This window comes from Corynebacterium maris DSM 45190 (genome assembly GCF_000442645.1).
In the GTDB taxonomy this organism is placed as follows: Bacteria; Actinomycetota; Actinomycetes; order Mycobacteriales; family Mycobacteriaceae; genus Corynebacterium; species Corynebacterium maris.
On record NC_021915.1, the window covers coordinates 2766871 to 2787574 of the forward strand.

Genomic DNA, 20704 nt, shown 5'->3' on the forward strand with positions numbered 1-20704 from the left:
CGGCCCACGACCGGGCACACCTTAAAACACGAAGTTCACCAAGGCCATGTACGCCAGCGTGCCGGTCAGAATGGATACCGCGGGGCGACGGAAGAGAAGGTGGGCCACCAGCGTCACCCCGACGCCGAGCAACCCCGCCACCAACCCGCCGGGCACCTCCCCGGAGCCGGCGAGCGTGTACACCACCAGCACCGTCATCACGCCCACGGGCATGGTCACGCCGAGCAGCTTCACCAGGTCTGAGTCGCCCAACGCCCGTCGCGCCCGGAACGGGATCGCGCGCAGCAACACCGTCACCACGGCGACCGGAACCAGCACCGCCAGCACCGTCCCCAGCCCGACGCCCGCAGGCAGCCCCGTCACTTACTCCACCGCCACGTCAGCCGGTCGTCCAGGCGAGGAGAATAAAAGCGCGCGAGCAGCACGAGGAAATACGCGCTGAGGGCCACCAACAGGATCTGGCCCGGAAACAACACGGCCGCCACGACGCCGAGCACCACCGCGATCAACGGCAGAGACAGGTCCGTGTTCGCCTTGAACGCCTCCAGCGCCAGGACGACGAACAGCGCGGTGAGCGCGAAGTCGAGCCCCAGCAGCTCCACCGTGATCCCGGCGCCGAAGAGCGCGCCCACCACCCCGGAGACCACCCACGCCAGCTGGCAGAAGACGGTGATGGTCAGCAGGCGGGTGGAGGAGACCGGGCGGCCGTCGGCGAGCGTGCCGTCCGCGCCCCAGCGCGAGGTGATCGCATACACCTCGTCCGTGAGCGCATAGGTCGCGTACGCCCGGCCCGCGCCCGGGGTGATGCGGTGGCGCGGGTACGTCAGGCCGTAGAAAATGTGGCGGAAGTTGACCAGAAAGCCGGTCAACAGCGACGGCAGCCAGCCGACGCCGGCGGTGACCATGCCCAGCGCCAAATACTCCATGGAGCCGGCGTAGATGACGACGGAGAAGATCGGCGCCCACCACCAGGCGAACCCCATCTGGGTGACCAGCAGGCCGAAGGCCAGGCCCAGGGGAACCATGCCTAAGCCGACGGCCCAGGAATCACGCAGACCCGCGGCCACCTCGGCGGCCGCGGGGGAACGGCGCGTCATCAGTTGTCCATGGTGTCTGCCGGGAAGGTGGAAAACAGCGGCAGCGGCATCTGCTGGCGGCGCATGACGTCGCCGTAGAGGTCCTGGGCGGCTGGGGCGATGACGTCGTGCGGCAGGGCGGGGGCCAGGAACCAGTCGCCGTTTTCGATCTCCTCGTGCAGCTGGCCCGGCGCCCACTCGGCGTAGCCGGCGAACAACCGCATGCCGTCGACGAGTTCGGCCAGCGATTCCGGGTCGGCGCGCAGGTCCACGTGCGCCAGCCGGTTGGCCAGGCGGTTGAGCTGCGGGGCGTCGTTCATGTCCACCCCGGTCTTGGTCACCGCCAGGCCCACGACGGACTGTTGGTTGACGGGCCCGCCGATGTAGAGGGCCTGCGGCTTGGCGGTCACCGGCAGCCAGTCGGGCATGACGTTGTAGACGGCCAGCTCGCTGCGGGCGGTGAGGTTGACGCCGAAGGTCATGCGGTCGGAGTGCTCGATGATGAGCACCACCGAGCGGGCGAACTCGGGGGAGAACATGCCCGGCGCCGCCACCAGCAGCATGCCCGGTGCCGGGTCGTTGCGCTCCAAGGCGTTGAACAACCGGTCCGCGTAAAAGTTAGGCACGTTTCCTCCCTGTGCTCAGTCTGCTGACTTGTCAGATTCCCACCACGCGCGCAGATGCGCAATCGCAGCGTCGCGTTCCAAGGGGCCATGCTCCAGGCGCAGCTCCTTGAGGTGGGCCCACGCCCTGCCCACGTCGGGGCCCGGCTTGAGGTCCAGGATCTCCATGATCTCATTGCCGTCGAGGTCCGGGCGCACCTTGGCCAGGTCTTCCTGCTGCTCCAGCTCCGCGATGCGCTCTTCCAACCCATCATAGGTGCGCTGCAGTCGCGCCGCCTTCTTGGCGTTGCGGGTGGTGGAGTCGGCGCGCACGAGCTTGTGCAGACGCGGCAGGAGCTCGCCGGCGTCGTTGACGTAGCGGCGCACCGCGGAGTCCGTCCACTGGCCTTCGCCGAAGCCGTGGAAGCGCATGTGCAGGTAGACCAGCTGGCTGATGTCGCTGACCCGGTGTTTGGGGTACTTCAGGGCGCGCAGCCGGCGTCGCGTCAACTTGGCCCCGACGACTTCGTGGTGGTGGAAGGTCACGCCGCCGCCCGGCTTGGCCGCGCGCGTGTCGGGCTTGCCGATGTCGTGCAGCAGCGCCGCCCAGCGCAGCACCAGGTCCGGGCCCTCGTCCTCCCGGTCGATGGCTTGGCGCATCACCTGCAGCGAATGGGCGTAGACGTCCTTGTGCTGCATGTGTTCATCGGCGGTCAGCCGCAGGGCGGGGATCTCGGGGAAGACGTGGTCCAGGATCCCGGTCTCCACGAGCAGATCGATGCCCGCGGCGGGGTCGGCGCCGAGGATGAGCTTGTCCAGCTCGACCTGGACGCGTTCGACGGTGATCCGCTTGATCTCGGTGGCCATGTCCGTCATCGCCTCCCGCACGCGCGGGGCGACGCCGAAACCCAGCTGGGAGACGAAGCGGGCGGCGCGCAGCATGCGCAGCGGGTCGTCGTTAAAGGAGATCTCCGGCTCGTCGGGAGTGTCCAGGCGCCGTTCCTGCAGGGCGGCGATCCCGCCGACGGGGTCGTGGAAGCGCACGTCCAACGCCCCGTCGACGAGCACGAGCTCCACGGCCATGGCGTTGACGGTGAAGTCACGGCGCACCAGGTCACCTTCGAGGGTGTCGCCGAAGGTGACCTCGGGGTTGCGGGTCACGCCGTCGTACTGGTCGGCGCGGAACGTCGTGATCTCCACGTCCTGCCCGCCGCGCTGGGCGGAGACGGTGCCGAAGTCGATGCCGGTGTCCCAGACGACGTCGGCCCAGGCGTCGAGAAGCCGCTTGACGACGTCCGGGCGCGCCGAGGTGGTGAAGTCCAGGTCCCCGGAGAGCCGGCCGAGCAAGGCGTCGCGCACCGAACCGCCCACCAGGTACAGGCTGTGGCCGGCGTCGCTGAAGGCACGGACCAGGTCGGTGAGCAGGTCCGCGTAGCTCAGGACGGTGTTCTGGGCGCGCGCGAGCATGCCCAGGGTCGCGGGGCTGAGGTCGGTCGGCTCGATAGATGTCACGCGCGTTAGCTTAGCGGGGGATTTGGTTGGTTCCGAACCATCCCGGACGCGGTGCGGGAAGTACCGAAAGGGGTCGGTGGCGGATACGATGCGAAGAATGAACGACAACGATCGGACGGGATCGGCGAAGCCCGGTTCCGGGCCGGCGAATTCGTCGCGCCCCACCGGCGGGGACGCGCAGGCGTCTGACCAGGGCGGCGGCAATTCGCAGAACACTCAGCGACGGCGCGGGCGCCGCCGCTCGCGTCGTCGTGCCCACAGCGGGAAGAACGCTCACGGCGGTCCCCAGCAGTCACAACAGCAGGGCGCCGCGGGCGAAGCACACAAAGAATCCGGCAAGGACGAGAAGGCCGGGCAGTCCGGCGGCGGCGCGAAGCGTTCGCGTGGCCGGAACCGCTCGCGTCGCCGGCGCGGCGGCCAGGGCGGATCGTCTCCGACGAAAGAGACCCAGAGCAGGCAGAACGCAGGCGAGAAGTCCGAGAAGACTGGCTCGAAGAGCCGGTCCGGGCGGCCGTCGAAAACCTCGCGGGGCGGGCGCAACGCCCGTAATCAGCGGGGCCGGGGCGCCCCGTCCCGGGGCGGGCGGCGCCACGATTCACGCATGACCACCCGCGACGAGACCAGCGCCGGCGGCCTGGTCATCTCCGGGCTCGCCGAGGCCGTCGGCGACGACGGCGAGGTGGATCTCTCCTTGATCTACGTCGCCTTGATCGGTCGTCTCGACCGGCGCGGCCGCCTGCTGTGGTCGATGCCCAAGGGGCACGTGGAACCGGGGGAGGAGCAGTTCTCCACCGCCGAACGCGAGGTGTGGGAGGAGACCGGCATCTACGGCACGGTCCTCGCCGAGCTCGGCGTCATCGACTACTGGTTCGTCTCCGAGGGCGTGCGCATCCACAAGACCGTCTACCACCACTTGCTGCGTTACGTCGACGGCGAGCTCAACGACGAGGACCCGGAGGTGACCGAGGTCGCCTGGATCCCGGCGAGCGAGCTCATCGAGCATCTGGCCTACGCCGACGAAAGAAAACTGGCGCGCATCGCCCACGATCGGCTGCCGGAGCTGGCGCGGAAGGAGCGGGCCGAGGGAAGGGCGACGCCGAGGTGACTCGGCTGCGCCGGATGAAGGCCAGGGTGCGGACTGTGGCCGCCACCCTGGCCGCAGCCGTCGTCGCCGCAGCGGCCCCCGCGGGCGGCGTCCCGCAGGCGGACGCCCTGCCGGCCCCCACCAGCCCGGCCGATCCGGCGGTGGCCACCACCTGGGTGAACCCGGCGATCCGGCCGGGGGAGACCGAAATCCCAGTGTCCTTGCAGCTGAGCGGCTCGCCCACGATGGACTCCGGCCCGGTGGCCGCCGGTTCCGACCTCAGCGTCTCGCTCACGCTGCGCAACACCTCCGACGAGCCGGTCTCCGGCCTGGAGCTCAGCGCCCGGCGCGCCCAACCCGTCGGCAGCGCCGCGGACGCCCGCCAGGCGCTGGCCGCCCACGACTCCCAGTACGCCTGGTACGGCCTGACCGCCGTCCAGGACGAGGTGCTGGCGCCGGGGGAGTCCCGCACCGTGAATCTCACGGTGCCGACCGCTCCCGGCGCGGACGGCACCCTGACCATCCGGGACGCCGGGGTGTACCCGGTCATGTTCGCCCTGCGCGGGGTAGATGGCTCCGTCACGACGGAACGTTTCCTCCTGTCCGCAGAGGACCCTGGCTCGGCCGGGGACGCCGAGGAGGAGGCGGCGGCGTCCGTGCCGCCGTTCAGCCTGGTGTACCCGGTCACCGCCGAGGTCGACGTCACGCCGGGGGAGACCGGCGAGGCCGTGGCGGATCCGCCGTTGCTGTTGCGCAGTGAGCAGCTCGCCGGGCAGCTGGCCGACGGGGGCCGCCTCGATGAGCTGTTGCGCGTCTACGAGGACGCGACCGTCGGCGCCGGCGGTTCCCTCGAGCTTTTCCATGCTTCTTGTCTGGCGCTGGATCCGGCGTTGGTCAGCGTCGTGGACCGGATGAGTGACGGCTATCGGGTCGCGCCCGACCGTCCTGATCTGCAGGCTCCGCAGCGGTTGCGCGATTCCTGGACCCAGGACGACGAGTCCGCCGCCTCGGATCCCGGCCGGGGCGTGGAGGACGCGCAGGCGTGGCTCGAGCGGGTGCGCGCCGTGGCCGCCGAGGGTTGCGTCGTCAGCCTGCCGTGGGCCAACACGGATCTGCGCGCCGTCGCCGACGCGGATGACGCCGCGCTGATGAATGAGGCGATCGGCCGGGGCCCGGGCGTTCTCCAGGAGGCCCTCGGAACAACCGGGGTGACCAACACGGTCATCGCCCCGGGCGGGTACGTGGACCCGGCCGTCGTCGACGCCGCCGGGTGGGCCGACCACAGTTCCGGCGCGGCCGCCGAGGACGGGGCGGGCGGCGCGGCCCCGGAGGCGCGGAACCCGGTGCGCGTGCTGGTGGCGGACAACACCGTCCCCGCCCCGGCCCAGGCCGGGGACGAGGAGGCGATCGATCCCCGTTTCGTCGAGCTCGCCCCCAACGTCCACGCGGTGCGCTACCAGGGTTCGCTCGCCGCCACGTTGGCCACGGTCGGGCGACAGCCGCTGACGGTCGGGTACTCCAACACCGCGACCCGCTACGACTACCGGGTCGACTCCGAGTACTCCCGGGCGGCCTCCGCCGCCTCCGCGCTGCGGTTGACGGTGGCCGAGAACACCGCCCCGCCCGCCGCCGAGTCGGCCCCGGACCCGGTGCTGGCCATGCTGCCGCCCACCCTCGACCCGGATTCCGCGCGCCGGTTGTTGTCCGCCGCCGCCGGCGTGCTCGCCGACGGCGCCGCCGAGCCGCTCGCGCTCGGGGCGTACCTGACCCCGAACGGCTCTCCCGCGGCCCTGGCCGAAGGCGCCGAACCCGGTGCCCCGTTCCCGGATCCTTCGGTCATCACCGACACCGAAATCATCCAGGCCAGCCAGCAGGCCGGCTACCTCGACGACCTGACGCGGCTGATGGTCAACGACCCCGCCATCGCGCTCACCCGCTACGGCTTCACTCAGCCGCTGCGCCATGAGCTGCTCAACGCCCTAGCCGCCACCGGGCGCAACTCCCTGGGCGGTTACGACGACGCCGTCGCCCGCGCCTCCCGGGAGCTGAACGCCAACCGCGACACGATCCAGGAGCTGCGTGGTTCGGTGGCGCTGCTGCCGCCGGGCAACGTCTACACCCGCGCCTCCGAATCCTCTCCGCTGTTGCTGGTCGCGGAGAACCGGCTGCCGCTGCCCGTGGAGGCGACCATCGCCTACGCCGCCACCGACCCGGACGACGCCATCCGGTTGAACCGGCCGGGCACCGTCCTAATTCCGGCGGCGGGGTCCATCACCGTGCAGATGACCGCGGACATCCCGTCGGATCAGGACCAGACGCAGATCAGCCTGTGGTTGGCCACGCCCGACGGCGCGCCGATTTCTTCGCCGGTGGACATTTCCGTGCAGACCCGCACCGGCACCGCCGGGCTGGTCGTGCTGGTGGCCCTGCTCATCGTGGTGATGGGGCTGGCGCTGGTCATGCGCTTCGGCCGCCAACGACGCAAGAAGGGCGCGGACAGACCCCGGGCCCCGGCCCCCGATGACGCCGCCCAGTAACCTCCGACCCGCCTTCGACCGAGATTGGAGTGCCAGTGAGCACACCTTCCACCGATGAGAACCGCACCCCGCAGCCCGCGGGGTTGCGTCGTCGCATCGTCACGCCGTCGCCGCCGGCCCCCGTCCCCACGACCGCTCCGAAACCGCTGATCGACCCGGAGCCGGAAGACGGCGCCCGCCTCGACCGGTCGTCGCTGACCACCGCCCCCACGGCGGGGGCGGCCACCGCCACGGCCCCCGCCCCCGCGGCCCCTCCGGCGGCGCCGGCCTCGGACGTCGGCGGCGAGAACCAGGCCGCGGACCCCGTCCGGGCGGGCGACGGCAAGACCTCCGACCGGCAGGTCGTCGCCTCGACCGGGTCGATGGCGATCGCGACGCTGATCTCGCGCATCACCGGCTTCATCCGGAACCTGCTCATCGGCGCGATGCTCGGCGGCGCCGTCGCCTCGGCGTTCACCACGGCGAACACGCTGCCGAACATGATCACCGAGATTGTCCTCGGCAGCGTCATGACCTCCCTGGTCGTGCCCGTGCTCGTACGGGCGGAAAGAGAGGACCCCGACCGGGGCGCCGCCTTCATCCGCCGGCTGTTCACCCTGACCATCACGCTGATGGGCATAGTGGCGGTCGCCGCGGTGCTCGCGGCGCCCTTCCTCACCCGCATCCAACTGCGCGAAGACGGCCAGGTCAACGTGGAGCTGGCCACGTCCTTCGCCTACCTGCTGCTGCCGCAGATCTTCTTCTACGGGCTGTTCTCCCTGTTCATGGCGGTGCTCAACACCAAGGAGATCTTTAAGCCGGGCGCGTGGGCGCCGGTGCTCAACAACGTCATCGCCATCGCCACGCTCCTGCTGTACGGGCTGCTGCCGGGATCGATCAACCCCGCCGCCCCGGTGAACCTGCTGGACCCGCACGTGGTGTTGCTCGGCCTGGGCACGACCCTGGGCGTGGTCGCGCAGTGCGCGATCATGCTGCCCGCGCTGAAGACGGCCGGCGTGAATCTGCGCCCGTTGTGGGGCATCGACGCCCGGTTGAAGCAATTCGGCGGCATGGCCGTCGCGATCATCGTCTACGTGGCCATCAGCCAGCTCGGCTTGATCGTGACCACCCGTGTGGCCTCCGGCGCCGACGAGGCGGCCCCCTACATCTATTCGCAGGCCTGGCTGCTGCTGCAGGTGCCCTACGGCATCATCGGCGTGACCCTGGTGACGGCGATCATGCCGCGGCTGTCGCGCAACGCGGCGGCCGGCGACGACGCGGGCGTGATCCGGGACCTTTCCCTGGCGACGAAGCTGACGTTCATCGCCATCATCCCGATCATCGTGTTCATGACCGCCTTCGGCCCGGACATCGGCGTCGGTCTGTTCCACTACGGCTCCCTGGACTTCCAGGAGGCCTACGTCCTCGGCCTGTCCATCAGTTTCTCGGCGTTCACGCTGATCCCGTACGCCCTGGTGATGTTGCACCTGCGCGTGTTCTACGCCCGCGAAGAGGCCTGGACCCCGACGTTCATCATCGCCGGCATCACCGCCACGAAGATCGTGCTCAGCTACCTCGCGCCACTGGTGGCCGCCAGCCCGACGCTGGTGGTGATCCTGTTGGCCGCGGCCAACGGCTTCGGCTTCGTGGCGGGCGCCGTCATCGGCTCCCTGCTGCTGCGCCGCAAGCTCGGCCCCCTGGGCTCACGCACGGTGCTGCGCACCTCCGCGTGGGCGCTGGCCGCCGGGCTGGTCGGCATAGCCGCCGCGGTGCTGGTGCGCTGGGCGCTGAGCTTCGCGCTGGAGCCTGTGCTCACGGGGTTCCACCTGTCCATCGGCACCCTCGTCGAACTGGCCGTCGCCGGAGTGGTGTTCGTCATCGTCACCGGCGTCGTCCTGGCCAAGTCCGGGTTGCCGGAGGTCCAGAACGTCGGCCGCATGCTGACGCGCATCCCGGGACTGAACAAGGTGATCACCCCGGACGAGGACAAGGCCATCGACATCGCCGCGGCCGACGCCCGGGACCTGTCCGAACAGCTCTTCGCCCAAGACAGCTTCAACTCCTCGCCGGTACCGCCCCCGATGTCCGCCGGCGTGGTCCGCGGCCCGCGGCTGGTGCCGGGCGCCCCGGTCTCCGACGGCCGGTTCCGCCTCATCGCCGACCACGGCTCCGTGCCGGGCGCACGCTTCTGGCAAGCCGTCGAAGCCGAGAGCGGCAAACAGGTGGCGCTGACCTTCGTGGACACCTCCGGACAGGCGCCGCTGGCCCCGCGCACCACCGCGGAGGCCGCCAAGGTCGCCGCCGAGGTCGCCCGCAACACCCGCCGGCTGGGCAAGCTGGACCACCCGGCCGTGGCGGACAACATCCGCATCCTCGGCTACCGCTCCGGTTGCCTGATCGTCTCGGATTGGGTGGACGGGCTGCCGCTGCGCACCGTCGCCCAGTCGGGCACCGACCCGGACGACCCCACCGAGCTCAACCCGCACGCCGTGGCCTACGCCCTGGCGCCGCTGGCGGACGTCGTCGCCGACGCCGAGGCCGCCGGCACCCCGCTGGGCCTGGACAACTCCTCGCGCCTGCGCATCTCCCGCGACGGCACGGCGGTACTCGCCTTCCCGGCGGTCCTGCCGGAGGCCACCGTCCACCGCGACGCCTCCGGGCTGGCCTCCGCCATCAGGCTGCTCGCCGGCGCCTCCGCCGAAGACGGCGGCGAGGTCGACCCGACGCTGGCCCAGCTCGCCGTCGACGCCCGCGCCGTCGCCGACGAATCCGAGGAGGACCAGGCCGCCGCCCAGGAAGCCAATGAGGAACAGACCGGCAACCCCAAGATCCGCGACCTGTCTTCCCGCCTGCACACCTTCGGCTCCTACACCGAGGTCGGCACAGACGTCGCGGCAGAAACCGACGTGGCAGACGCGTCCGACGACGATCGCCAGAGTCTCGGCGCGGCGCCGCACCTGGCGGTCGCCAGTGACGCCGCCGACGCGCCGAAGCAGCTCAAGGGCGGCTTCGGCTCGCGCGGTTACTCCCGCTCCGGCATGGCCCTGATCGTGGTGACGGCGATTCTCTTCGTCTCCCTCATCGCCGCGGCCACCACCTTCCTCGCCGGGCTGATCGGCGGCGACAGCGAGCAATCTCCCGTGAGCACCGACTCCATCCAGGGCGAGCGGCAGAACGCGGCCCCGCCCCAGCTGCCGATCCTGCAGGACATCGAGGCGGTCTCCATCTGGCAGGCCGCCGGGCAGAACCCGGCCGCCGACAACCCGGAGGACGCCGCCTACCTCACCGACCAGGACACCGACACCCAGTGGACCTCCGACGAGTACCCGCAGGGACTCGGCACGAAACCGGGCATCGGACTGGCGCTGTCCACCGCCGATCCGGTGCTGCTGGATCACCTGCTGGTGCAGTCCCCGTCCGCGGGCACCCGTTTCTCCGTCTACGCCCTGCCGGAAGACGTCGCCGCCAACGAGGTCTCCGACCTCGCCGAGCTGCCGCGCGTGGCCGAGGGGGAACTGCACACCGGCCGCAACAACATCGAACTGGCGGAACACACCCCGCCCGCCGACGGGGTGATCTTCTGGATCACCGAACTGCCCAGCAGCGCCGTCGCAAACTCCGTGACCGTCTCCGAGGTCGCCGTCGTCGGACGCACCGCGACCTCGGACGCCGTCACCGACGCCCGCGACGACGCCGAGCGGGAGGCTGAGGCGTCGGAGGAGATGACCGAGCCTTAACCCGGCGTCCTTTACCCCCTCGGCGCTTCCCGCACGCGCCGAGGGTTCCCCGGGCGTGCCTATCTCAATGGGATTTCCCGGCCTCCCGACGGTGCTTCCGCCGATACGATGCGTGGTGTACGCCAACAGCATTTTTCGGGGGGAAAATCATGGCCGAACCAGCTGCGCGACCGCAGATCACACCCGCAGAACGTGCCCGCAGACGACAATTATTCGCCGACTTCAACGACGCCGAACGCGCCGAGAACCGGGAACTTCCCGACGAGTCCGACATGGACCTCGTCGCAGACTTCCTCAGCGGCGACGTCAGCGCGTTTTCCACCATCGTGGAACGCCACCGCGCCCGCCTGTTGTGGGTGGCCCGCCGCTACACCGCGGGCAACGAGGACGACGCCGAGGACATTCTGCAGGACGCGTTGTTCAAGGCCTCCCGCAACCTGGACTCCTACCGGGCGGAGGCCACCTTGAGCACGTGGTTGCACCGACTCGTCATGAACGCCGGCTATGACTTCCGCAACCACCGCTTCCGGCGGGAAATCTCCACGTTGGACCAGGATGACGCGGCACATGATTACCAGGACCGGTTGGCCCACGACCCGCACTCCGAGCACGAGACGGCGATGATGCTGCGCGCGGCGCTGGAGACGCTGCGCCCGGAGCAGCGCACCGCGTTGCTCGCCGTGGACGGGGCCGGGTACACGGTCACCTCCGTCGCGGAGTCGGAGGGCGTGCAGCCCGGCACCATCAAGTCCCGCCGGGCGCGGGGGCGGGTGGCGCTGGCCGACGCGTTGGCCGCTCTCGGAGACGGGGCCGCTGTGCAGTGACTCCGCTTACAGGGCGGTGAGCGTCTCGTACTTTCGTTGCCTCGGGCTATACAATGTCTGGCAGTCCATAGGTTCGCACCGCGCTGCCGCGTGCCGCGCCGCCTCGAGCGAGCCGTATATTTCCCCTGAATCGTTGTGGGCCCGCCCGTGCGGCCCGCGCACAGCTAAGGAGACGCCAGTTCATGTCCGACGCCATCCACGAGGTCGCCATCATCGGATCCGGCCCGGCCGGTTACACCGCCGCCCTGTACGCCGCCCGCGCTGAGCTCAAGCCCATCGTCTTCGAGGGCTACGAGTACGGCGGCGAGCTGATGAACACCACCGAGGTGGAGAACTACCCGGGCTTCCAGAAGGGCATCATGGGCCCGGAGCTCATGGAGGAGATGCGTTCGCAGGCCATCCGCTTCGGCGCCGACCTGCGCATGGAGCTCGTCGACCGCGTCGACCTCTCCGGCGAGATGAAGAAGATCTACGTCGGCGACGAGGAGTACCAGGCCCGTTCCGTCATCCTGGCCACCGGTTCCGCGCCGCGGCACCTAGGCGTGCCGGGCGAGCAGCAGCTGACCGGCCGCGGCGTGTCCTACTGCGCCACCTGTGACGGCTTCTTCTTCAAGGGCCAGCACATCGCCGTCGTCGGCGGCGGCGACACCGCCATGACCGACGCGTTGTTCCTGACGAAGTTCGCGGAGAAGGTCACCGTCATCCACCGCCGCGAAGAATTCCGCGCCTCCCAGATCATGCTGGATCGCGCGAAGCAGAACGAGAAAATCGAGCTGGTGACCAACAAGGTCGTCGACTCGGTGGAGGAGAACGACGGCAAGGTCGGCGGCCTGAAGTTGCGCGACACCACCACCGACGAGATCTCCGAGCTGGACGTCTCCGCGATGTTCGTCGCCATCGGCCACGACCCGCGTTCGACTTTCCTCGACGGCCAGCTGACGCTCGACGAGAACGGTTACGTCGAGGTCGAGCAGCCGTCCACCGTCACCAGCGTGGCGGGCGTCTTCGCCGCCGGCGACTTGGTGGACGACCACTACCAGCAGGCCGTGACCGCCGCCGGCTCCGGCTGCAAGGCCGCGCTGGACGCCGAGGCCTACCTCACCGAGCTCGACGCGTAGATAATAACCGTAGACTTCCAGGCAGAAGACGAAAAAGACTTCAGGAGGAAAACATGAGCAACGTCATCGACGTCACACAGGACACGTTCCGCGAGGTCGTCGTCGAATCAGACACGCCGGTCGTCGTGGATTTCTGGGCGGAATGGTGCGGGCCCTGCAAGAAGCTCTCGCCGATGCTCGAGGAGATCGCGGCGGAGATGGGCGACCAAGTCACCGTGGCCAAGGTCAACGTCGACGACGAGCGTACGCTCGGCGCGATGTTCCAGATCATGTCCATCCCGGCGGTGCTGTTTTTCAAGGACGGGGAGAAGGTCGATGAAGTCATCGGTCTGCGTCCGAAGCACGAGATCGTCGATAAGATTCAAGCCCAGCTGTAACTGCTAGTCTAGTTAAGATCATAAGTACTTACTCCATCAAGTACTTTCCACACCGGTTTGCAGCCGCACACCACACGGCCAAGGAGGTAGTTCGGTGACGGACAGCATTCGACCCGGCGAGTCCAGCCCACGGGTCGCCGAAGTGCGCACCACTCTCGCCGGTCTCGGTTTGCTCGCGTCCTTTGAAGGCGACGTGAGCAAGTGGAAGACCCGTAGCTTCAGCGAGGACGATAAACTCTTCGACGATGACCTCGCTGAAGTGCTCAAGGCTTTCCAGCAGTCGCGCGGCATCGTGCCCAGCGGCAAGATCGACGAGACCACCCTGCGCGAGCTGCGCCACGCCTCGTACCGCCTCGGTGCGCGCGTCCTGCAGTATCAGCCGAACCAGGAGCTGATCGGCGACGACGTCTCCCAGCTGCAAAATCAGCTGCAGGAGCTGGGCTTCTACGTTCATCGCATCGACGGGCACTTCGGCCCGTACACCCATGAGGCGCTGCGCAGTTACCAGCTCAACTCCGGGCTGCAGAAGGACGGCGTCTGCGGGCCGAAGACGCTGCGCGCGCTGTCCCTGCTGGGGCGTCGCATCACCGGCGGCTCTCCGCTGCGCATCCGCGAACGCGAGCACGTCCGCGACGCCGGCCCCCAGCTCGCCGGCAAACGCGTCGTCATCGACCCCGGGTTGGGTGGCGCCACCACCGGCATGACCGTCTCCGGCAAGTACGGCGACGTCACCGAAGAGGAGCTGCTCTGGGACGTCGCCAAACGCACCGAGGGGCGCATGATCTCCACGGGCATGGAGACGATCATCTCCCGGCAGCGCGGCGACGACCCCAGCACCCGCGACCGAGCCGACATCGCCAACGCCTTCGACGCGGATTTGATGATCAGCCTGCGGTTCGACTCCTACCCGAACGAGAAGGCCTCCGGTGTGGCCAGCTTCTACTTCGGCTCCGAGATCGGGTCGTCCTCCATGACCGGGGAGATGTTCTCCGGTTACATTCAGCGCGAGATCGTCGCCCGCACCAAACTGATCAACTGCGGCAACCACGCGCGCACGTGGGACATTCTCCGCCTGACGGAGATGCCCACCGTGGAGCTGTTCCTGGGTTATCTCAGTAACCCTAACGACGTGAAGGCCCTGACCGATCCGGCGACGCGCGACGCCATCTCGGAGGCGATCGTGGTGGCGATCAAGCGCCTGTACCTGCTGGATGAGGACGACATGGCCACCGGCACCTACCGTTTCGAAGAGCTGCTGGCCGCCGAACAGGCTTAAAGGTCAGCTCACGTGCGCCTCCGCGCCCGAGAGGAGCTTTTCCACCGCCTCCGCAGAGAGCAACCCTTTCGCCGGAGGCATCTCCAGGCGCAGCCGCGGCAGAACCGGGTGGTCGCGGACGACCTCAAAGCCCGCGGACTCCAGCACCGCTGCGTCAATCAGGCCGATGTCCTGTGGTTTTTCCGCCATGGGCAAGGGATCTTCGGCGTCTTTGCGCCAGCCGAAGGCTTCCACGGCCTCGACTCCTTTTTGCAGCAGGTCCATGATCGCGGCGTCCATCAGCACCGCCTCCAGTCCGGTGCCCTCGAAGCCGGGGTCGATGAACAACGACGTCACCACCGCCGCGTCCTCACTGACGGGGGCCGTCGGCAGCTGCCGGGCGCCTGGGGCGTCCTCGCGCGGGCAGTACAGCACCGTCGCCCGCGCCCGGCGGCGGGGCACTTCGGAGCGCGGGAAGCCGATGTTGAAACCGCAGGCGCCGAAGGTCAGCAAGACCGTCGACAGCCAGACTTCTTTTTCGAAGGGCGCGTTGCCCGCCTTCGCCACACGCCGCGCCAGCTCCGGTTCCAACTCCCAGAACACGCTCCGCGCGGCCTGCAGGTGAATTCCCCCGGCGGTCTGCGCGGTCAGCGGTGACAGGCGGGCGTCCATGATCGGGGCTAGCTCTCTCCCCGGATGAGCTGCATGATGCGCTCAAAATCTTCTTGGTCGCCGAACTCGACCACGATCTTGCCCTTGCGCTTGCCCATGGTCACCGACACCTTCGTGTCCCACACGTCGGCCAACTGCTCGGCCGCCTCATTAAGGGCGGCGGGCTGCTCGACGGGTGCGCGGGCCGGGGTCTCATCCGGCAGCTGCCCGTCGCGGTTGGCCAGGGTGACGACCTCTTCCGTGGCGCGGACGCTGAGCCCTTCGGCGATGACGCGGTCCGCCAGCTCCGCCTGTGCGTGCGCACCCGCCTTCAGGCCCAGGATGGCCCGGGCATGGCCGGCGGAGAGCACTCCGGCGGCGACGCGGCGCTGCACGCTGACCGGCAGCTGGAGCAGACGCAGCATGTTGGTGATCACTGGACGGGAGCGGCCGAGCCGGTCCGCCAGCTCCGTCTGCGTGACGTTGAACTCCTCCAGCAGCTGCTCGTACGCGGCCGCCTCTTCCAGCGGGTTGAGCTGCACCCGGTGGATGTTCTCCAGCAGGGCGTCGCGCAGCATGTCGCTGTCGTCGGTGTCGCGCACGATCGCCGGGATGGTACGCAGCCCGGCCTTAGCTGCGGCGCGCCAACGACGCTCGCCCATGATGATCTCGTAACCGTCGTCGTCCGCGTCGCGGCGGACCACAATCGGCTGCAGCAGACCGAACTCGCGGACCGAATGCACTAACTCGGCGAGTTCCTCGTGATCGAAGACCTGCCGGGGGTTCTTCTCGTTCGGCCGGATCTCCCCGACGCCGATCTCCCGGTAGGTGGCGCCGAAGTCGTTGCCGGACTGCCCCTCGTCTTGCGCCTGCTCGTGGGCGCGGGGGTCTGACTGGGCGGAAGCGGCGACGTCCCCTGCTTCGGATTCCTCCGTGGCCTCCGGCGGCCTCTGCTGGACGACCCGGCGCATGGTGGCGGGCGTCTCGCGGGAAGCGCGGCCGCCGCCGAAGACGGGCGCGCCCGGCACCTGCGCGTTGCGGGCGCCCTTGGTGCCGCCGATGATCACGTCCGCCGCGCCGTCGCCCAGCGACGGGTTGGACTTGTCGTTCGTCTCTTCGACGGGCGCGGAGGGAATCAGCGCGGCCAATCCCCGGCCGAGCCCCCCTCTACGATTCTCCTTGGCCATAGCTACTCCTCGTCACTCATGACACTTGAGTGTACCGGCTTGATCGGGCCGTCGAGCTGACGCGCGATCTCCGGGCTGACGCCGATCGGTCCGGTCGACGCGTGCGGTTGGTAGTCGCCGCGGGTGGCGAACTCCTTCGCCGCCGACAGGTACGCCATTGCCCCGCTGGACGTCGGCGAATAGTCGATGACGGTCTGCCCGTACCCGGGCGCCTCAGAGACCTTCACCGAACGCGGGATGATGTTGCGCAGCACCACGTCGCCGAACTGCTTGCGCACCTCCGTGCTGACGTCTTCGGCGAGCCTGGTGCGCCCGTCGTACATGGTCAGCAGCACGGCGGAGATGTGCAGGCTGGTGTTCAGGTGCTCCCGGATCATCGAGATGTTGTTGAGCAGCTGCCCCACGCCCTCCAGGGCGTAGTACTCGCTCTGAATCGGGATCATCACTTCGTCGACCGCGGTCATCGCGTTGATCGTCAGCAGGCCCAGCGAGGGCGGGCAGTCGATGAGGATGTAGTCGTAGCCTTCCGCCGCGACGTAGCCCTTGCGCAGGGCGTCCGCCAGGCGGTATTCCCGACGGACCAGGCTGACCAGCTCGATCTCTGCGCCGGCGAGGTCGATCGTCGCCGGGATGCAGTGCAGGTCGGGATTGGTCGGGGTGATCTGGATGGCTTCGGCCGCGTTGGCCTCCCCGATGAGCATCTCGTACGAACTGATGACGCCCGCGTGATGGTCCACGCCCAGCGCCGTGGAGGCGTTGCCCTGCGGGTCGAGGTCGACGACCAGCACTTTTTGGCCGTACGTGGCCAACGCCGCCGCCATGTTGACAGTGGACGTCGTTTTGCCGACGCCGCCCTTCTGGTTCGCGACCGTGATCAGGCGTGGGCCGTCCGGCTTCGGCAGCACCAGACGGTTCAGCTTCCGCACCTCGGCGGCACGACGTTCGTCCGCTGCCAGGGAGTCGTCATCCCACTGCGCGTCTTCCATGGAGACTTTCTCCGCCTTCCCGGTTCACGATCTGTACTTCACAAAGACTGCCTCTGGCAGTCATCCTTCCATCTTAGTAGGCGCGAGCACTATCCCGAACCGGAGCACGCCCTTCGTCCGTCACTTCACCCGCGGGATGCGGATCAAAGTGGTCGGTTCCTCGAGGTGGTCGGCCCCGACGGTGAAGATCTCGCCGTCGCCGCCGCCGGCTTTCCTGATCTGGGCGCGGTCCCGTTCCAGCTCTTCCCCGACGGAGGAGCCCTTCATCGCGATCATCGCGCCACCGACCTTGGCCAGCGGCAGCGACCAGCCGGTCAGCTTGCCCAGCGGGGCCACCGCCCGCGAGGTCACCACGTCCACCTGGCCCAGCTCGCGCACGTGCGGTTCCTCGGCACGGCCGCGCACGACGGTGACGTTGTCCAGCCCCAGCTGCTCCTTGACCTCACCCAGATACACCGAGCGCTTGAGCAGCGGCTCAATGAGACGGATCTGCAGGTCGGGGCGGGCAATCGCGAGCGGGATGCCCGGCAGGCCGGCGCCCGAGCCGATGTCAGCGATGGTGAGCCCCTCGTCGAAGGCCTCTCCGATCACGGCGCAGTTGAGGATGTGGCGGGTCCACAGCCGGGGCACCTCGCGGGGGCCGATGAAGCCGCGCTCCGATCCGTCGGTGGCCAGGGAACGGTGGTAGGCGATCGCCAGATCCAGTCGGTCGCCGAAGACGTCGGCGGCCACGGCGGGCGGGGTGGGCAGGGCGTCGTCGGACCGGGTGATCTTCTCGCTGTCGGCTGACACTGCAGAATGCTCCTTTGGCTCAGGTGCCCCGTGGATGAGGCGCTGGGATGTCTAGGCCTCCACGATAGCGGGGGCGCGCGCCTTGCGACGAACCGGGTTATCCGAGCGTACCCACCCAAAAACCCCGGCCTTCGACAGAGGTGTCGAAGACCGGGGCGGGGCGGGCGTCGAGGGGCGGTTAACCCTTCTTTTTCTTCTTCTTGCCGCTCTGGGCGCGGGCGTTCTGCGCCTGCTGGCGGGCTTGGGCGGCATCGCGGGCCGCCTGCTCGCGGGCGAGGTTGTCCTCGGTGCGTTCCTTCTTGGACTTCTTCTCGACCTTGCGGGCGCCGACGACCGGGGCGTTGGCGCGGCGCAGCTCTTCCTTCTCAGCTTCCTCGGCCGCTTCTTCGCGGTCGATCATGCGGTAGACCAGACGGGTCTGGACGTAGGACCACAGGACGTTGGAGGACATGTAGACCAGCAGGCCGATGGTCCAGATGAAGCCCGTGAAGATGGTGATGGCGGGCATGACCCACAGCATCATCTTGCCCATCATCTGCTGCTGCATCTCCATCATCTCGGCGTTGTCGCCGGCCGGGGCGTTGGTCTTGCCGGCGGCCTGACGCGCCTGCTGGCGGCCCAGCGAGTAGCGGGCCGTGAGGTGGGTCAAGGTTGCGACGAGCAGGACCATGGGCACGGCGACGAGGATGATGTCGAAACGGCCGAAGTCGACCGGCTGGAAGGCCTCGTACTGTTCCGCCGGCATGGAGATGGACGCCGAGAGCGGAACGCCGAAGACGCGGGCGTCGAGGAAGGACTGCACGTCCTCCGGGGAGAACATGTAGTTGCCGATGCTGCGGTTTTCCTCGTTGGTCAACCCCAGGCCGCCGAAGCCGTCACCGGTGCGGTTGAAGGAGCGCAGCACGTGGAACAGGCCGATGAACACCGGGATCTGCACCAGCATCGGGATACAACCGGCCAGAGGGTTCACGCCGGCCGTCTTGTACAGCTTCTGCGTTTCCTCGGCCATCTTGGCCTGGTCATTTTTGTAGCGTTCGCGGATGGCCTTCATCTGCGGCGCGAGTTTGGCGGTCTTTTGTCCGGACCTGATCTGCTTGACGGTCGGCCACACGAGCAGGGCCTTGATGGTCCAGGTCAACAGCACGATGGAAAGCAGCCAGGTCACGCCCGCGTGCGGGTCCATGACCATGCTCAGCGCTTCGCGCCAGAACCACATGATGGCCGAAATCGGCCAGTAGATGAAATTGAGCACGTCTGGTCGTAGCTCCTTGGTCTGAAATCGTCGGGACAGTCTCCGGCCGGAGGGCTGTCGCTAGGTGGGAACGGGGTCGTATCCGCCCGGGTGCCAGGGTCCGCATTTGCTCAGCCTGGCCGCCGCCATGGTGATTCCGCGGCCGAAACCGTGCCGGGACACGGCCTCCAGCGCAAACGCGCTGCATGTCGGTTCGAAACGACAGGTGGACATCATCTTAAGGGCGGAGATGTTGTTTTGGTAGAACCGAACCGCGGCGACGGCGCCTCGGGCGAAGGGGCCGCGGGGCGTGGGGATCGCTTCCCCGGCGCTGTTGTAGTGGATGTCCTCACTCACAGCGGAACGCCTGCTTTACGCAGGGCTTTCGCCAGGTCGGCGGCCAGCTGGGCGCTGTCTGAGGCGCCGGCGGCGGGAAGTGCGCGGATGACGACGTCGGTCGCCCGCGGCAGCTTGTCGACGAGGGCGTGGGCGTTGTGCCTGAGCTTTCTGGACGTCGAGTGCCTGGCCACCGCATTGCCGATGGCCTTGGAAACGACGAGACCGAACCGGGGACCGCCCGTCAGCGACGGGTCCGGGTCTCCTGGTTCGGTCGAGCGGTCGCGCACATGCACAACCAGTGTTCGGCTCCCGGCTCGGCGCCCACCCTTGATGGTCCGTTTGAATTCGGCCGGCGAGGTGAGTTTATGCCGTTTGGGGAGCACGGATACGGCTGCTTTCCGCTTAGGCGGTCACGCTGGCGCGGCCCTTACGGCGACGGGCCGAAACGATGGCGCGGCCGGCGCGGGTGCGCATGCGGGTGCGGAAGCCGTGCTTGCGGGAACGGCGGCGGTTGTTCGGCTGGAACGTCTTTTTGCCCTTTGCCATGGTGGAGCTCCTTATGTGTGATTTGCGTCGTCCCCCACGGGTAGGCCGACGTCAGCGACAGTGTGTTCATTTAAATATGAGTGCCGCACCGGATCAGAATGACCTCGCGGCGGCGCGCGCAATCCGCACACGTCTACGGCGGGCCCGGCATACCGGAGCCTCTCCCGCAGCCCGGTGTTCGGTGCCGAGAGCGCTCTCAAAGCACATCGCCGGACGTTCTCGGACCTGCCCTCGCAGGCCGGTCAGCGTTGTCCGGGGATGTAACAGACGCTCTTAGGGTACGTGAGATTGACAACCCTGAACAAATCGACACGCGTGGCGGGGGCGCTGCACACGACGGGTGTCCCCGAAACGACATTCATGTAATTCACCGCGTTTTTCCCGACCCGTACTGCGCGGAAACGTCGCCACCGAAAAGTGGCGGCCAGATTTCATAGAGATGACGTTTCCCCTCCTCCCGCCACATTTCCGCCCGCTCGACAACAATGGAAGGCCACCACCCACATTCACATAGCTGTGAGGAGCCGCCTGTGAATAACTGTGCATGGCTGGTCGACGCCCTCCGGAGTCACCCGCACAATCGGCAGGTCACAAAAGTTCATGCCGCCGATTATTCCGTCCACAACCAAAAGCGTAGACTGTGGATAACTCAGTGACATAAAATTATCCACAGGATGTGGATAAGAGTGCGAGCATCAAGGTCACAGCCCTAAAGCAGGTTGTGAGGATCTACCACCCAGTAGCTGCGCGCACTCCGCGCGATGACGGCGTACCTACGCCGTCGTCGCATCACACACTGCGGCATCCAGGCCGCCAACCGACGCCCTCTCCTCACGGGCGCCGCCGACACGACGACCAGAACGGGGAACAT

Annotated in this window: 19 protein-coding genes; 7 read left to right on the top strand and 12 right to left on the bottom strand. The window is 68.3% G+C overall.

Annotation, left to right across the window (positions count from 1 at the left end; translation table 11 throughout):
• Nucleotides 1-21: 21 nt before the first annotated feature.
• Genes B841_RS12905 through B841_RS12920 form a run of 4 tightly spaced genes read right to left on the bottom strand, consistent with a single transcriptional unit; the run spans nucleotide 22 to nucleotide 3145 of the window.
• The gene (locus B841_RS12905; protein ID WP_020936591.1) at nucleotides 22-363 is read right to left on the bottom strand and encodes a branched-chain amino acid transporter permease; all 342 of its coding nucleotides are present in this window, start codon (nucleotides 361-363) and stop codon (nucleotides 22-24) included.
• Entirely contained in the window at nucleotides 360-1097 is a 738-nt protein-coding gene (locus tag B841_RS12910; protein ID WP_020936592.1) for an AzlC family ABC transporter permease, read from the bottom strand. Before B841_RS12910 ends, B841_RS12905 begins: the two co-directional genes overlap by 4 nt.
• Nucleotides 1097-1702 carry a YqgE/AlgH family protein gene (locus B841_RS12915; RefSeq protein WP_020936593.1) on the bottom strand — a complete coding sequence of 202 codons (606 nt, stop codon included), beginning with the start codon at nucleotides 1700-1702 and terminating at the stop codon, nucleotides 1097-1099. The genes B841_RS12910 and B841_RS12915 overlap by 1 nt, the downstream gene beginning before the upstream one ends.
• Nucleotides 1703-1717: 15 nt before the next feature.
• Nucleotides 1718-3145, bottom strand: coding sequence for a CCA tRNA nucleotidyltransferase (locus B841_RS12920; protein WP_041632417.1), 1428 nt, complete (start codon nucleotides 3143-3145; stop codon nucleotides 1718-1720).
• Nucleotides 3146-3287: 142 nt separating this feature from the next.
• On the opposite strand from B841_RS12920, the gene B841_RS13710 reads away from it, so the two are divergent.
• The 7 genes from B841_RS13710 (at nucleotide 3288) to B841_RS12955 (ending at nucleotide 14122) form a co-directional block, all read left to right on the top strand.
• Nucleotides 3288-4295, top strand: a complete 1008-nt coding sequence (locus B841_RS13710; protein ID WP_084482056.1) for an NUDIX hydrolase — start codon at nucleotides 3288-3290, stop codon at nucleotides 4293-4295.
• A gap of 35 nt (nucleotides 4296-4330) precedes the next feature.
• The gene (locus tag B841_RS12930) at nucleotides 4331-6811 is read left to right on the top strand and encodes a hypothetical protein (RefSeq protein ID WP_020936596.1); all 2481 of its coding nucleotides are present in this window, start codon (nucleotides 4331-4333) and stop codon (nucleotides 6809-6811) included.
• Between the two features lie 35 nt (nucleotides 6812-6846).
• Nucleotides 6847-10527: a murein biosynthesis integral membrane protein MurJ gene (locus B841_RS12935; protein WP_020936597.1), complete on the top strand. Its 3681-nt coding sequence runs from the start codon at nucleotides 6847-6849 to the stop codon at nucleotides 10525-10527.
• 149 nt (nucleotides 10528-10676) lie between these two features.
• Nucleotides 10677-11351 carry a sigma-70 family RNA polymerase sigma factor gene (locus B841_RS12940; protein WP_020936598.1) on the top strand — a complete coding sequence of 225 codons (675 nt, stop codon included), beginning with the start codon at nucleotides 10677-10679 and terminating at the stop codon, nucleotides 11349-11351.
• Nucleotides 11352-11533: 182 nt separating this feature from the next.
• Nucleotides 11534-12469, top strand: a complete 936-nt coding sequence (gene trxB, locus B841_RS12945; protein WP_020936599.1) for a thioredoxin-disulfide reductase — start codon at nucleotides 11534-11536, stop codon at nucleotides 12467-12469.
• 53 nt (nucleotides 12470-12522) lie between these two features.
• On the top strand, nucleotides 12523-12846 hold the full coding sequence (gene trxA, locus B841_RS12950) for a thioredoxin (RefSeq protein ID WP_020936600.1): 324 nt from the start codon (nucleotides 12523-12525) through the stop codon (nucleotides 12844-12846).
• 94 nt (nucleotides 12847-12940) lie between these two features.
• Nucleotides 12941-14122, top strand: a complete 1182-nt coding sequence (locus B841_RS12955; RefSeq protein ID WP_020936601.1) for an N-acetylmuramoyl-L-alanine amidase — start codon at nucleotides 12941-12943, stop codon at nucleotides 14120-14122.
• 3 nt (nucleotides 14123-14125) lie between these two features.
• On the opposite strand, the gene B841_RS12960 is transcribed toward B841_RS12955, so the two are convergent.
• From B841_RS12960 to rpmH, 8 genes are all read right to left on the bottom strand, one after another.
• Nucleotides 14126-14773: a hypothetical protein gene (locus tag B841_RS12960; RefSeq protein ID WP_020936602.1), complete on the bottom strand. Its 648-nt coding sequence runs from the start codon at nucleotides 14771-14773 to the stop codon at nucleotides 14126-14128.
• An 8-nt stretch (nucleotides 14774-14781) separates the two neighbouring features.
• Entirely contained in the window at nucleotides 14782-15939 is a 1158-nt protein-coding gene (locus B841_RS12965; RefSeq protein ID WP_041631922.1) for a ParB/RepB/Spo0J family partition protein, read from the bottom strand.
• 2 nt (nucleotides 15940-15941) lie between these two features.
• Complete coding sequence (locus tag B841_RS12970; protein ID WP_020936604.1) at nucleotides 15942-16925, bottom strand: ParA family protein; 984 nt, start codon at nucleotides 16923-16925, stop codon at nucleotides 15942-15944.
• A gap of 120 nt (nucleotides 16926-17045) precedes the next feature.
• Nucleotides 17046-17675: a 16S rRNA (guanine(527)-N(7))-methyltransferase RsmG gene (gene rsmG / locus B841_RS12975; RefSeq protein WP_041632422.1), complete on the bottom strand. Its 630-nt coding sequence runs from the start codon at nucleotides 17673-17675 to the stop codon at nucleotides 17046-17048.
• Between the two features lie 220 nt (nucleotides 17676-17895).
• Nucleotides 17896-18969 carry a membrane protein insertase YidC gene (gene yidC / locus B841_RS12980; protein WP_020936606.1) on the bottom strand — a complete coding sequence of 358 codons (1074 nt, stop codon included), beginning with the start codon at nucleotides 18967-18969 and terminating at the stop codon, nucleotides 17896-17898.
• 60 nt (nucleotides 18970-19029) lie between these two features.
• Nucleotides 19030-19305, bottom strand: a complete 276-nt coding sequence (gene yidD, locus B841_RS12985) for a membrane protein insertion efficiency factor YidD (protein WP_020936607.1) — start codon at nucleotides 19303-19305, stop codon at nucleotides 19030-19032.
• Complete coding sequence (rnpA, locus tag B841_RS12990) at nucleotides 19302-19670, bottom strand: ribonuclease P protein component (RefSeq protein WP_041631923.1); 369 nt, start codon at nucleotides 19668-19670, stop codon at nucleotides 19302-19304. Before rnpA ends, yidD begins: the two co-directional genes overlap by 4 nt.
• A gap of 19 nt (nucleotides 19671-19689) precedes the next feature.
• A complete protein-coding gene (gene rpmH, locus B841_RS12995) occupies nucleotides 19690-19833 on the bottom strand; it encodes a 50S ribosomal protein L34 (RefSeq protein ID WP_020936609.1) in 144 nt (47 codons plus the stop codon).
• Nucleotides 19834-20704 lie beyond the last annotated feature (871 nt).

Coding starts and splice junctions, on each gene's coding strand:
- B841_RS12940 (WP_020936598.1), top strand. CDS start 10,677: ATGGCCGAACCAGCTGCGCGACCGCAGATCACACCCGCAGAACGTGCC.
- rpmH (WP_020936609.1), bottom strand. CDS start 19,833: ATGGCAAAGGGCAAAAAGACGTTCCAGCCGAACAACCGCCGCCGTTCC.
- B841_RS12960 (WP_020936602.1), bottom strand. CDS start 14,773: ATGGACGCCCGCCTGTCACCGCTGACCGCGCAGACCGCCGGGGGAATT.
- B841_RS12965 (WP_041631922.1), bottom strand. CDS start 15,939: ATGGCCAAGGAGAATCGTAGAGGGGGGCTCGGCCGGGGATTGGCCGCG.
- B841_RS13710 (WP_084482056.1), top strand. CDS start 3,288: ATGAACGACAACGATCGGACGGGATCGGCGAAGCCCGGTTCCGGGCCG.
- B841_RS12920 (WP_041632417.1), bottom strand. CDS start 3,145: ATGCTCGCGCGCGCCCAGAACACCGTCCTGAGCTACGCGGACCTGCTC.
- trxA (WP_020936600.1), top strand. CDS start 12,523: ATGAGCAACGTCATCGACGTCACACAGGACACGTTCCGCGAGGTCGTC.
- B841_RS12970 (WP_020936604.1), bottom strand. CDS start 16,925: ATGGAAGACGCGCAGTGGGATGACGACTCCCTGGCAGCGGACGAACGT.
- trxB (WP_020936599.1), top strand. CDS start 11,534: ATGTCCGACGCCATCCACGAGGTCGCCATCATCGGATCCGGCCCGGCC.
- B841_RS12910 (WP_020936592.1), bottom strand. CDS start 1,097: ATGACGCGCCGTTCCCCCGCGGCCGCCGAGGTGGCCGCGGGTCTGCGT.